The following is a 12,258-nucleotide window of genomic DNA, read 5'->3' as shown; positions in this document are numbered from 1 at the left end:
CAGTTCTTGTCGAACCTTGACCCCTGGTAAAACACCACGACCCGGCATTGCTGCTTGTCACGATCAAACCTTATTGGCCATCAGGTATTGGAGTACAGCCGAGCAGCGGCGAGTTTTCCGGCAGGTGCACCCGCAGTGCCGCCGCCCGGGCAGAGAATCGCAGACTGTCGCCTTCCAGCGGTTCGCCATCGAGGTTGATATACAGACCTTCCGCGACCTTGATCTCGACCCAGGGCAAACGGGCGCGCACAAACATGTTGTCGATACCGAAACCGTCAGCCAACAGTGTTTTCAAGGTGCCCACCAGTTCCTGCGGCGCAGGCAAGATGCTGATATCCAGCAGGCCATCGTCTGCCAGCGCGTCCGGGCACAACACATGCCCACCGCCGGCCTGCCGGCCATTGCCGATACCCAGTGCCAGCAGCTCGCCACTCCATTGGAAATCAGGGCCCTGCAACTCGCCATAGGCCGCATGCAACTCACTGAAGCGAGATAAACCGGTGAATAAATAAGCCGCACCGCCGAGGATTTTTTTCAGATCCTCCGAGGTATTGGCCGTCACCTGGCTGCCGAAGCCGCCCGTGGCCATATTCAGGAATACCTGTCCGCCCACTTCGCCCAGATCGATGGCGCTTGGTGCAGTGTCCAATAGATCCAGTGCCTGATCAGGCTCCAGTGGCACACCGGCGGCCCGGGCAAAATCATTGGCCGTCCCCAGGGGCATCAATACCAGGCTGGCCTGCGTCGGATGTGCGGCCATGGCCTCGGCAATATCACGCAAAGTGCCATCACCCCCGCCGGCGATGATTTGCCTATAGCCTGCCGTCAATGCCTCCTCTACCAACCGCTGCGCGTCCCCGGCTTCCCAGGTCAGTCGCACGGCCAGTTCCCAACCTTGTTGGCGCTTGTCCTCGATGGCGGCGCGAACCGACTCGTTGAGCGCCTGCTTGCCATGCAGAATCAATAGCGCCCTGCGTTCGCTCATTGTGCTCACTCCCATGAATTGATTTCGTATGGGAGATATGACCTCACGGCCCTTCAGAAAAGTCGATGGGAATTGAATTAATTCAAATTGAGCCGTCTTGCGCCCTGCAACAAGGAATTTTCTTACAAAACGTTAGGAATCGGCTCAATTGACCTGGCTGCCGTGATTGGTACAACGTGGCGACTGTCATTATCAGTCATCAGCAGAAACAAACAGGGACGTGCCCATGCAAAACCATGACCTCAGGTCACCGCTCATTCCGGTCACACCACTCGCGGAAAAACGCGCCCATCAACAAGCCGAATTGAAAAACAGCGCAGCACCCACCGCCGGGGTTGCCATGGCCCCTCGAATCACTGAACTGGAAAAACACCTTCAAGACATTCGCAGAGACATGGATGAACTGCGTGACAACGTCCAATCCATCAAGCACCGGCTCATTTATTCAGTTGGCGGAACAGCCGTGCTCCTGGGGCTGCTGGTGTGGATCGGCAATAGCCGTTTCGACCAGCTCGTGACGCTTTTGCTGGGTCGATGAGGATTGGCCATGAACGCAAAAGCCGCCGAGATGGAGGTCAACCCGCAAAAATGCGGCGCACGTGGTCAATGCAGTAGCTGCCGCAGGCTGCGATCTTTTGATCTTGATCTTGATCTTCTCAAGATCGCTGGGAAGCAAGATCAAAAGATCGCAGCCTCGCTTCGCTCGACAGCTACTACGGGGCGGGGGGACGCAGGGGATAATCCGGCAGGGATGCCGGGTTAACCCAGGACCTCACTCAACGGGATAAAGCTGACCCAATCACCCTCGACCAGCGTGCGATCTTCCTGCACTTCAACCAGACCCTCCGCCCAGGCGGCGCTGCGCAGCACTCCGGAACTCTGATTCCTGTAGATGATGGCACGCCCGTTCTCCAGCCGCCCGCGCAAGTACTCGCGCCGATTGCCGGCTTTGGGCCAGGCGAATCCCGCCGGAACCTGAAACTTCAGGGGCTCGACCTCCTTCACCCCCATACGGCGCATCAGATAAGGTCTTGCCAACAAGGCAAAGGTCACCAGGGTCGACGCCGGATTGCCGGGCAAGCCGATCACCGGAACACCGCGAAAATGCCCGAAGGTCAGCGGTTTACCAGGCTTGATGGCAAGCTTCCACAAGGTCAACTCGCCCTCTTCGCGCAAGGCGATCCCGAGAAAGTCGGCTTCCCCGACCGAGACGCCGCCGGTGGAGAGGATCAGGTCGACATCGTTCAGCTCACCCAGGCGGGCACGAGTGGTCGCCAGGTCGTCAACCAGAATACCGGCATCAATCACTTCACAACCCAGGCGTTGCAACCAACTGCAGAGCAACACCCGATTGCTGTTGTAGATCTGTCCCGGTCCCAGCGCCTGACCGGGTTCAAGCAACTCATCCCCGGTGGACAAGACCGCCACGCGAACCTTGCGAATTACCTCCAGTTCTGCGCAACCCAGCGAGGCCGCCAGCCCCTGCTCGATCGGTCCCAGGCGCGTGCCGGCAGGCAGAATCAGTTCACCGACGGTGGTTTCCTGGCCTTGCGGACGAATGTTTTGGCCCGGAACCATGGTTTGGATGAAACGCACGCGTCCATCTGCCTGGACCTCGACGTTTTCCTGCATCTGGACGCAATCGGCACCGTTGGGGACCGGCGCACCGGTGAAGATTCGCGCACAAGTGCCGGGCTCCAGGGGATCCGGAGCCTTGCCTGCGAAAATCTTCTGACTGACCGTCAACGGCTCTCCCGTCCAGTCGGACACGCGCAAGGCATAACCGTCCATGGCACTGTTGGGCCAGGGTGGCAGGTCAAGCGTCGACACCAGGTCATCGGCCAATACGCGGCCCTCTACCTGCGCCAACGGCAAGCGTTCTCGCTCGCGAATCGGTGAGGCTTCGGCCATTTCGAGCAAGCGGGTCAGGGCCACTTCGACCGCCATAAGGCTGCCGGTCTTGCCCGGCTTACCCGCGGGATTCACAGGGTGCCGCCTGTTTCAGATGGGGTACGAAATTGCACGGGCGGTGCCGCGAATCGAGTTGCTCGGCGAGAATGCCGTCCCAACCGGTGCGCACGGCATTGGTCGAACCGGGCAAGCAGCAGACCAGCGTGCCATTGGCCAGACCGGCCAGGGCCCGGGACTGCACGGTCGAAGTGCCGATATCGGCCACCGATATCTGCCGGAACAGCTCACCAAAGCCATCGACCTGCTTGTCCAGCAGGCAGCTCACGGCTTCAGGGGTGCTGTCACGTCCAGTAAAACCGGTGCCTCCGGTGATCAGTACGACCTGCACGACATCCTCGGCAATCCAGTTGGCGACTTGTGCACGAATCTTGTAGAGGTCATCTTTGAGCAATACCCGGGCCGCCAGGTGATGGCCGGCGGCAGTCAGGCGGTCGACGAAGAGCTGGCCTGACGTGTCGGTTTCCAGGGTACGGGTATCGCTGACTGTCAGCACCGCGATGTTGAGCGGCGCAAAAGGTACATCAGCCTTGGCTTTCATAGGCTCATCCAGTTGTAGGAGAATCAGCCCGGTGTTATATCACAGCGCCTCATTTTTTCGCCGCCTCCATGGAAACCTGCCATGACTTCGACTCTGGATTTGCCGCCCTGCTCCATTCTGCTCCTGGCCGGTGGTCGCGGACAACGGATGGGCGGCCAGGATAAAGGGTTGCTGCAATGGCAGGGCGAACCCCTGATTGCTCATCTGCATCGCAAGACCCGCGCATTGACCGACGATCTGATCATCTCCTGCAACAGGAATCCGGAACGGTACGCCCCCTACGCCGACCGGCTTGTTCATGACGAGGAAGGGGACTTTCCGGGGCCGTTGGCCGGTATCCGCGCTGGCCTGAAGGCGGCCGGGCATGCGCATCTGATGATATTGCCCTGCGACGTCCCCCGGATTGATGCCGCGTTACTGGAGAGCATGCGCGAAACCGCCAGCCAGCATCCGGACAAACCCTTGATGCTGCGCCAGGGCGAACATTGGGAGCCCTTGCTGTGCATCATCCCCGTGGCGCTTTCCAGCGCTTTTGAAAGTGCCTGGCACGACGGTGAACGCAGCCCGGGTCGCCTCATGCGCAAGCTGGGGGCCCATGCCCTGCAATGTCCCGACCATGACCCGCGCCTGGCCAACCTCAATACCCCGGAACTGTTAAGTACTCACAACACTGTGTCAGACTGAGCCCACCGACGGAACTTGCACTCGTTGCATACGTCTCAAGCTCAGTAACCAAAAGAATTCAAATTCGGAGACACACTCATGACTCAACGGACCCTTGCCACTTTCATGCTCGCACTGGGCCTCGCCACCCTTGCCGGTTGCGCCTCGCCTACAGTGATCACCTTGAATGACGGTCGCGAAATCCAGGCCGTCGACGCACCAAAATACGATGACGAATCAGGTTTCTACGAATTCGAACAACTCGATGGCAAGCATAACCGCGTGAACAAGGATCAGGTGCGTACCGTCAAGGAGTTGTAATCCCTGGGTTGACGACCGAATACAAAAAAGCCCGCTGCAAGCGGGCTTTTTCATGGCTGAGGAACGGTGCTTACCACGGGAGCGTGATCGCGCTCTCGAAGTTTCTTTCCTGTCCGCTCACCGGATCGACAAACCGCAGCCCCTGGGCGAGCAGCTTCAAGGGATTGGCATAGTCATCCACAACGTCCTTGAGCACCTGTGGATAGAAGGGGTCGTTGCAGATACTCGCGCCCAGGGCGGTCATGTGCACGCGCAACTGATGCTTCTTGCCCGTCACCGGATAAAGCCCATACCGCCAAAGATCACCGTTCTTCTCCCGGACCTCCACGGCCGTCTCGGTATTGCTGGCGCCCGGACCTTCCCGCATGCGAAAGAAAGGCTCGCCATCGATGAGCCGGCTCTTGTGCACGAGGGGAAAGCACAGGTCAGGCAAGGCCCTGGCAATTGCCTCGTAGCGCTTTTCGATCTGCCGCGCAGGAAACAACGACTGATACGCCGACCGGGACTTTGGATTGGCTGAAAACAGCACCAGCCCCGCCGTATGGCGGTCAATGCGATGCAATGGCACCAGGTGCGGGTTATCCAGGCGCCGGATCAACCGTCGCAGCAGGGTCTGCTCCACGAATTCGCCGGCTGGGGTCACTGGCAGGAAATGCGGTTTGTCCGCCACCACCAGGTGGTCGTCCGCGTACAGGATCGACTCGACCACCGGGATCGGCTTTTCGTCCGGCACCTCTCGAAAATAGTGGATACGCAGACCTTCCTTGTACGGCAAATCCAGGGCAATCGGTACGCCATGCCCGTCGAGAACCCGTCCACGGGCGATTCTGTCCAGCCATTGTTCACGGCCAATGGCGCTGAAGTGCTCACACAGGCAATCGAGTACGGTCTGCCACGCCCCCGGCGGCAGGTAAAGCGTGCTGGCCTGGGTGTGTGCTGCGCAAAAAGATGTAGTGGACATACGAACGTTCTGACCCTCGATACAGGGCGGCATTATCCAACAACGACCGGATCGAACCTAGAAGAGAATCCTCAAGCCGGTATCGAGCGGGTCTGCGCTGCCGCGTCGGTAAACTCCTTGAGCCAGCGCAGTACGTCGACCGCCTCCCAGCGAGCCGGGTCATACAGGGCATACAACAACCCCTGATAACCCACCACATCCAGCTGCCTGTGATAGCCAGCACGCTGGAACAGGGCTTCGATTTCGGCGAAACAGGTGTTGAAATGCAATTTATTAAAGGGGGTTTTGCCTTCGGTGACCAGGCCATCCAGACGCAATTCGATGACGGCCTCGCGCACCACGTCCGCCGACATCCGGTTCACGCTGTTCTTCAATTGTTCGACATTGACCAAGTTCATCCCTCTCACTTCTGGGATCGCCTGCCCAATTTCGCAAAGGGCGCGTGGCAGGCAACCGGAATAGCTGTATGAACATACAGTAGCCGATTAACCTGCTTTTCGCCAATGGAAGAAACCAGAACGGCGACGGGTGGATCGTCGCCGATAGCGTCCGATCAACGAAGGAACGCCACCACCTGATCGGCGCTGAACGGCCAGCCCAGCTCCGCGCCGGTATCGACCCGCCGTAACACCGGAATCCGCAGGCTGTAGGCTTCGAACCAGGTTTCGTCGTCCGCGATATCCACCAGCTCCACCAGCAGGCCGCGCTCGACAAATTCCATCAGCATGGCTTCGGCCACTTCACACAGATGGCACCCGACGGTGCCGAACAGCTGACATTCAGGAGGCATGACGACAAGACCCGACAAAGTAGGGGTTCATTCTAGGCCGGTGATCAAAAGCCGTCGAGCCAATGAACCACGAGTTCGAGCAACGACGAGTTTCAGAAAATGTCGGCAAACTGCTGACTCAAATCATTCGTGCAGAATGACACTTGCAGGATGCTCGCAGCTTTTTTACTTCTACGCTTGAGTAGCCAGACCCATTGCCGGAGTTTTTTGTGTTCGCCAATCTGTTGATCATCTTCGCCGCCTCCCTGGTGGTGATTGCACTATTCCAGCGCCTGCGCTTGCCGCCGGTGCTGGGCTACCTGTGCGTGGGGCTGATGATCGGGCCGAGCGCATTCAATTGGGTCCACGAAAACGAAGACTTGCCGGACCTCGCCGAACTGGGGGTGGTTTTCCTGCTGTTTTCCCTGGGGCTGGAGTTTTCCCTGACGAAAATGCTCGCGTTGCGCCAAGTGGTGTTCGGCCTCGGCAGCCTGCAAGTACTGGGCACCGCAATACTGCTTGGCGGATTGCTGATACTGCTCGGCATGTCGACCACACCGGCGTTGTTGCTGGGTGCCGGCTTGTCGTTGTCCTCCACCGCCATCGTCAGCAAGGAGCTGAGCAGTCTCGGCGAAATCTTCAGCAGCCACGGCCAGAATGCCATCGCCGTGCTGCTGTTCCAGGACGTGGTAGCGGTGTTGCTGCTGACCATGGTGCCGGTGTTCGCCGGCAGCAGCGACCAGGCCTGGTATTGGGCGCTGCCACTGACACTGGGCAAGACCGTGGTGTTGTTCGTCGGCCTGCTGCTGGCCAGTCGCTGGATCCTGCCACGGCTGTTCCATGAAATAGCGGCGGCCCGCTCCGCCGAGCTGTTCGTGCTGCTGGCGCTGGTCATCGTGCTGCTGACGGCCTGGTTGACTCACCTGCTCGGCCTCTCCCCGGCCCTGGGTGCATTCCTGGCCGGCATGCTGTTGGGGGAAAGCCACTACCGGCACCAGATCGAAGCCGACATCCGTCCGTTCCGCGACATTCTGCTCGGCCTGTTCTTTGTCAGTATCGGCATGCTCATCGACTTGCAGGTGTTCGCCAGCCACGGCCTGCTGATTCTCGGCCTGACCCTGGGGTTGTTGCTGCTCAAGGGCAGCATCGTTGCGCTTCTGGTCAAATGGCGTGGCAGCGATGGCGAAACCGCCTGGCGCAGCGGTCTGGCACTGGCCCAGGGCGGCGAATTCTGTTTTGCGCTGATGGCGCAGATGCAGCAAAACAAACTGATGCCCGCCGATTTTGGCGGCCTGCTGCTCGCCGCCACTTTCTGCTCGATGCTGTTGACGCCTTTGCTGTTGCGTGCAGCGCCCCGCATCGCAACGTACCTGCACCGCAAGCCCAACGAAGAAGCGAAACTCGAGGAAATCAGCGCGCTCAACGCGGACTTGCATCACCATGTCGTGATCTGTGGCTATGGTCGCGTCGGCCAGTCGATCGGACGCGCACTGCGCAATGCGCAGCAACCCTATATCGCCCTGGATACTGACCCGGTGCGCGTCCAGGAAGCCGCCGTGGATGAAACCTGTGTGCACTATGGCGACTCGCGCCGCGGTGAACTGCTGGTCGCGATAGGCCTGGAGCGCGCCAGGCTGCTGGTGATCGCCGTGGATCAGACTGACATCGCCTTACTGATCCTCAAGGAAGCGCGGCGACTCAATGGGACCGTACCGATCCTGGTGCGTACCCGCGATGACAGTCAACTCGCCGAGTTGAAGGCTTCCGGCGCCAGCGAAGTGGTGCCGGAACTGCTGGAGTCGAGCCTGATGCTGGTTTCCCACGCGCTGATCATGCTGGGGCTGCCCGCCCATCAGGTGCAGGAGCGCGCCGACCAGATCCGGCACGACCGCTATCGCCTGTTGCACGGTATTTATCCCGGCGCAGACGATGAAGAACATTGACTCAGTCCTGGCTGACGGCGCCAATCTTGTGCACCGACAAGTCCGCGCCGTAATACTCTTCTTCCTGACTCAGGCGCAGGCCATGGAACGCCTTGATCACGCCATACACGGCAAAGCCACCGACCAGCGCCACCACCACGCCCAGCCCGGTACCGATCAATTGGCTGATCAGGCTGACCCCGCCCAGACCGCCCAATGTGACCTGGCCGAAAATGCCACAGGCGATTCCACCCCAGACGCCGCACAGGCCATGCAACGGCCACACTCCCAGGACATCGTCGATTTTCCATTTGCCCTGGGCGGCGGTAAAGCACCCGACAAACAGCGCACCGGCAACGGCACCGGTCACCAGCGCACCCACCGGGTGCATCAGATCGGAGCCGGCGCAGATCGCCACCAACCCGGCCAGCGGGCCGTTATGCAGAAAGCCCGGGTCATTGCGCCCGACGATCAGCGCGGCCACGGTGCCTCCGACCATCGCCATCAGCGAATTCACCGCCACCAGGCCACTGAGCCCTTGCAGGGTTTGCGCGCTCATCACGTTGAAACCGAACCAGCCGACGATCAGGATCCACGACCCCAATGCCAGGAAAGGAATGCTCGAGGGCGCGAACGCAACCAGTTTTCCGTCGCGATAACGACCATTGCGTGGCCCGAGCAACAACACCGCCGCCAGTGCCAGCCAGCCCCCCATGGCGTGGACCACCACCGAGCCGGCGAAATCATGGAAACCGGCGCCAAAACGTTCAAGCAACCAGGCTTGCAAGCCAAAGTTGCCGTTCCAGATCATGCCTTCGAAAAACGGATAGATGAACGCCACGATCAAGGCCGTCGCGCATAACTGCGGGACAAACCGGGCCCGCTCGGCGATTCCGCCGGAAATGATCGCGGGGATCGCCGCGGCAAACGTCAGCAGAAAGAAAAACTTCACCAATGCGTAGCCATGATCGGCGTTGATCACCGCCGCCGGCTGCATGAAGGTGACCCCATACGCAATCCAATAGCCTATAAAGAAATAGGCCAGGGTCGAAATCGCGAAATCGCTGAGGATTTTCGCCAGGGCGTTGACCTGGTTTTTTTGTCGAACCGTGCCGACTTCCAAAAAGGCAAAACCGGCGTGCATGGCCAGCACCATGACCGCGCCGCCAAGAATGAACAACGTGTTGGAGCTATGGACCAGACCGTCCACAGCGCTTTGCAGATTTTCCATGGGATTGGCAGACCTGAAGGCTAAAAAAGCACCAAAGCGGTTCGCGCAGGCGATTCATGCACCAAGTTGCAACCTTTTCGGATCGTCACAGGGATCCGATGAGCCACGTTGGCGCACAAGGTTGGAGCCTTTGCGCGAGTTTTGTTTATTTGAGATAAGGTTTCGCCCGAATCATGCCCGGCAACAGCGCAAGGGCGCAGGCGGACGCACCACGACGTAGCAAAAGTTGTACCAGTCATTTGTACTGAACCTTCACGCAAGGCTCATACTCGAACGCAACAGACGCCACTTACGGAGATTCACCAATGGCCAGCATCAAGGCAAAGACTGCTCAAGAAGTTCTGATGAATGACTTTCAAACACTGGTCAGCGACACCGAGCGGTTGCTGGAACACACGGCGACACTGGCAGGAGATCAGGCCGATGAATTGCGCTCGCAAATCCATGACAGCCTGCTGCGCGCCCGGGAAACCTTGAAACTGACCGAAGACTCCCTGCGCGAACGCGGCAAGGCCGCCGTGACTGCCACTGAAGACTATGTTCAGGCCAACCCGTGGCAATCGGTCGGGATAGCGGCGGGTGTGGGCTTCCTGATTGGCCTGCTGGCCACCCGGCGCTGATCATGGCGATCGGCGAACCCGGCTCGTCCGCGACGGGCCCTAGCTCCTCACCGCGACGCCTCGGTGCCGCTTTTCTTGGACTGCTGCACAGCCATGTCGAACTGTTCGGCATCGAGTTGCAGGAACAAAAGGCCCGCACTGTCAGCCTGTTGCTGTTCGCCGGCCTGGCGCTGGTGTTTGCCTTGCTGTTGCTGGTGGGCTTGTCGACGCTGGTGTTGATCCTGTTCTGGGACACCTATCGCCTGCCGGCCATCATCGGACTTTGCGTGTTTTATACCCTCGCGGCCATCTTCTGCGCGATGCGCTTGAGAGCGGCGATTTTCGATGAGTCCTCGCCCTTTCACGGCACACTGGAAGAATTGGCCAATGATCGGGAGCGCCTGCTGCCATGAGCCTGCCTGCATTGCCTCATAACAATTCACGCACGGAAATGCGCAAGGCCTTGATTCGCCTGCGCATGGAAATGCATCGCCAGGAAATCCGCCATGAATCCGCGCAACTGTTGCAACCCCTGCAGCGCGTGCGTGGGATGACGCAGAACCTGCAGGGGGGCTTCGGCATCAAGCACGCCCCGCTCTGGGGCATGGCGGCCGTGACCTTGCTGGGTTTCCTGACCGGCAAGGGTGCCAAGAGTGGTGGCACCAGCAGCCTGACGCGCCTGGTTCGATTGGGGACGACACTGGGTCCGCTGATCAAGCTGGTCATGCAAGGCTCGTCGCGCAACCATTAGGGCACTACCTGGCTTCATGCTTGCCACGGCACCGGGATGAACTTCTTTAGCAAGGCGTTCATCCCGGTGTGCCCGTGGGTGTTTTTCCCTTGCAGGCCATGGCGCGAACCCGGAAGCTATGGATTCAGTCACCTGACGGAGAGAACCAGCCTTGGATTGGCAAACTTTGCTCACCCGCGAACGCCTCGGAAAGCCACTGCACAGCCCGGAAGAACTCGGCCGCAGCCCTTTTCACAAAGACCACGACCGCATCATTTTTTCAGGGGCGTTTCGCCGCCTCGGGCGCAAGACGCAGGTTCATCCAGTCTCCAGTAACGATCACATCCACACGCGCCTGACCCATTCGCTGGAAGTCAGTTGCGTCGGCCGCTCGCTGGGCATGCGCGTCGGTGAAACCATCCGCAGCGCCCTGCCCGACTGGTGCGATCCCAGTGACCTGGGCATGGTCGTGCAATCGGCCTGCCTGGCCCACGACATCGGCAACCCGCCCTTCGGCCATTCCGGCGAAGACGCCATCAGGCACTGGTTCCAGCAAGCCGCCGGCCGTGGCTGGCTGGATGCCATGAGCGAAGTCGAACGCGATGATTTCCTCAATTTCGAAGGCAATGCCCAAGGCTTCCGGGTACTGACTCAGCTGGAATATCACCAGTTCGACGGCGGCACCCGGCTGACCTACGCCACCCTGGGTACTTATCTGAAGTATCCATGGACGGCAAAACACGCGGACTCACTGGGCTACAAGAAACACAAATTCGGCTGCTATCAGAGTGAGTTGCCACTGCTGGAACAGATCGCCCTGAAACTCGGCCTGCCGCAACTCGAGGAGCAGCGCTGGGCGCGTCACCCGCTGGTGTACCTGATGGAGGCCGCCGATGACATCTGCTACGCCCTCATCGACCTGGAAGACGGCCTGGAGATGGAGTTGCTGGAGTATGCCGAAGTCGAATCCCTGCTGCTGGACCTGGTGGGTGACGATTTGCCTGAAACCTATCGCCAGCTCGGTCCGCAGGACTCACGCCGGCGCAAACTGGCGATCCTGCGGGGCAAAGCCATCGAGCATCTGACCAATGCCGCGGCCCGCGCCTTTGTCGAGCAGCAGGACGCGTTGCTGGCGGGCCTGCTGCCCGGCGATCTGGTGGAGCACATGCATGGCCCCGCCAAGCGATGCGTGTTGAATGCCAAGGACATGGCGCGCAAAAAGATCTTCCAGGACAAGCGCAAGACCCTGCACGAAATCGGCGCCTACACCACGCTGGAAATCCTGCTCAATGCCTTCTGCGGCGCGGCGCTGGAACAGCACAACGGACGCACGCCCTCCTTCAAGAGCCGGCGCATCCTCGATCTGTTGGGTAACAATGCGCCCGATCCTTGCGGTCCCTTGCACACCTCGTTTCTGCGCATGATCGATTTCATCGCGGGCATGACCGACAGCTATGCCAGTGACATGGCATTGGAAATGACCGGTCGCGCCAACCATTGACAGGCACCGATCGATCGACCATTGCGACACCCGACATGGCCGATCGATACTTTAAATCCAAGTACAT

The 12,258-nt window shown here is 59.7% G+C and carries 16 protein-coding genes; 9 read left to right on the top strand and 7 right to left on the bottom strand.

Features of this window, described 5'->3' with window-relative positions:
* Nucleotides 1–70: 70 nt before the first annotated feature.
* On the bottom strand, nucleotides 71–985 hold the full coding sequence (gene yegS, locus J2W17_RS08610) for a lipid kinase YegS (RefSeq protein ID WP_307332251.1): 915 nt from the start codon (nucleotides 983–985) through the stop codon (nucleotides 71–73).
* A gap of 226 nt (nucleotides 986–1,211) precedes the next feature.
* Between yegS and J2W17_RS08605 the strand changes: the two genes are divergently transcribed.
* Both J2W17_RS08605 and J2W17_RS08600 read left to right on the top strand, forming a co-directional pair.
* Nucleotides 1,212–1,523: a hypothetical protein gene (locus J2W17_RS08605; RefSeq protein WP_307332248.1), complete on the top strand. Its 312-nt coding sequence runs from the start codon at nucleotides 1,212–1,214 to the stop codon at nucleotides 1,521–1,523.
* Nucleotides 1,524–1,532: 9 nt separating this feature from the next.
* Nucleotides 1,533–1,748, top strand: coding sequence for a hypothetical protein (locus tag J2W17_RS08600; protein ID WP_307332244.1), 216 nt, complete (start codon nucleotides 1,533–1,535; stop codon nucleotides 1,746–1,748).
* Here J2W17_RS08600 and J2W17_RS08595 read toward each other — a convergent pair.
* Nucleotides 1,745–2,971, bottom strand: coding sequence for a molybdopterin molybdotransferase MoeA (locus J2W17_RS08595; protein WP_307332240.1), 1,227 nt, complete (start codon nucleotides 2,969–2,971; stop codon nucleotides 1,745–1,747). The genes J2W17_RS08600 and J2W17_RS08595 overlap by 4 nt on opposite strands.
* Nucleotides 2,955–3,494 carry a molybdenum cofactor biosynthesis protein B gene (gene moaB, locus J2W17_RS08590; protein WP_307332234.1) on the bottom strand — a complete coding sequence of 180 codons (540 nt, stop codon included), beginning with the start codon at nucleotides 3,492–3,494 and terminating at the stop codon, nucleotides 2,955–2,957. Before moaB ends, J2W17_RS08595 begins: the two co-directional genes overlap by 17 nt.
* A gap of 81 nt (nucleotides 3,495–3,575) precedes the next feature.
* Between moaB and mobA the strand changes: the two genes are divergently transcribed.
* Together mobA and J2W17_RS08580 are read left to right on the top strand one after the other, a co-directional pair.
* Nucleotides 3,576–4,178 (top strand): molybdenum cofactor guanylyltransferase MobA, encoded by a 603-nt coding sequence (mobA, locus tag J2W17_RS08585; protein ID WP_307332230.1) that lies wholly within the window; start codon nucleotides 3,576–3,578, stop codon nucleotides 4,176–4,178.
* Nucleotides 4,179–4,256: 78 nt separating this feature from the next.
* Entirely contained in the window at nucleotides 4,257–4,478 is a 222-nt protein-coding gene (locus tag J2W17_RS08580; protein ID WP_128871566.1) for a YgdI/YgdR family lipoprotein, read from the top strand.
* Nucleotides 4,479–4,548: 70 nt separating this feature from the next.
* On the opposite strand, the gene J2W17_RS08575 is transcribed toward J2W17_RS08580, so the two are convergent.
* From J2W17_RS08575 to J2W17_RS08565, 3 genes are all read right to left on the bottom strand, one after another.
* Nucleotides 4,549–5,439, bottom strand: coding sequence for a pseudouridine synthase (locus tag J2W17_RS08575; protein WP_307332222.1), 891 nt, complete (start codon nucleotides 5,437–5,439; stop codon nucleotides 4,549–4,551).
* 71 nt (nucleotides 5,440–5,510) lie between these two features.
* Nucleotides 5,511–5,831: a transcriptional regulator gene (locus tag J2W17_RS08570; RefSeq protein ID WP_307332411.1), complete on the bottom strand. Its 321-nt coding sequence runs from the start codon at nucleotides 5,829–5,831 to the stop codon at nucleotides 5,511–5,513.
* 161 nt (nucleotides 5,832–5,992) lie between these two features.
* A complete protein-coding gene (locus J2W17_RS08565; protein WP_307332219.1) occupies nucleotides 5,993–6,229 on the bottom strand; it encodes a glutaredoxin family protein in 237 nt (78 codons plus the stop codon).
* Nucleotides 6,230–6,438: 209 nt separating this feature from the next.
* Between J2W17_RS08565 and J2W17_RS08560 the strand changes: the two genes are divergently transcribed.
* Complete coding sequence (locus J2W17_RS08560) at nucleotides 6,439–8,151, top strand: cation:proton antiporter (RefSeq protein ID WP_307332216.1); 1,713 nt, start codon at nucleotides 6,439–6,441, stop codon at nucleotides 8,149–8,151.
* A gap of 1 nt (nucleotide 8,152) precedes the next feature.
* Here the strand turns inward: J2W17_RS08560 and J2W17_RS08555 are convergent, their stop codons facing one another.
* Entirely contained in the window at nucleotides 8,153–9,361 is a 1,209-nt protein-coding gene (locus J2W17_RS08555) for an ammonium transporter (protein WP_307332213.1), read from the bottom strand.
* Between the two features lie 305 nt (nucleotides 9,362–9,666).
* Here J2W17_RS08555 and J2W17_RS08550 point away from each other — a divergent pair, with 305 nt between their 5' ends.
* From J2W17_RS08550 to J2W17_RS08535, 4 genes are all read left to right on the top strand, one after another.
* Nucleotides 9,667–9,981 carry a DUF883 family protein gene (locus J2W17_RS08550; RefSeq protein WP_064676500.1) on the top strand — a complete coding sequence of 105 codons (315 nt, stop codon included), beginning with the start codon at nucleotides 9,667–9,669 and terminating at the stop codon, nucleotides 9,979–9,981.
* Between the two features lie 2 nt (nucleotides 9,982–9,983).
* Complete coding sequence (locus J2W17_RS08545; protein ID WP_307332208.1) at nucleotides 9,984–10,373, top strand: phage holin family protein; 390 nt, start codon at nucleotides 9,984–9,986, stop codon at nucleotides 10,371–10,373.
* The gene (locus J2W17_RS08540; protein ID WP_307332204.1) at nucleotides 10,370–10,711 is read left to right on the top strand and encodes a hypothetical protein; all 342 of its coding nucleotides are present in this window, start codon (nucleotides 10,370–10,372) and stop codon (nucleotides 10,709–10,711) included. Before J2W17_RS08545 ends, J2W17_RS08540 begins: the two co-directional genes overlap by 4 nt.
* Before the next feature lie 151 nt (nucleotides 10,712–10,862).
* On the top strand, nucleotides 10,863–12,191 hold the full coding sequence (locus J2W17_RS08535) for a deoxyguanosinetriphosphate triphosphohydrolase (RefSeq protein WP_307332201.1): 1,329 nt from the start codon (nucleotides 10,863–10,865) through the stop codon (nucleotides 12,189–12,191).
* Nucleotides 12,192–12,258: the final 67 nt, after the last annotated feature.

Source organism: Pseudomonas lini (assembly GCF_030812475.1).
In the GTDB taxonomy this organism is placed as follows: domain Bacteria; phylum Pseudomonadota; class Gammaproteobacteria; order Pseudomonadales; family Pseudomonadaceae; genus Aquipseudomonas; species Aquipseudomonas lini_A.
This window is presented reverse-complemented; position numbering and strand designations above follow the sequence as displayed.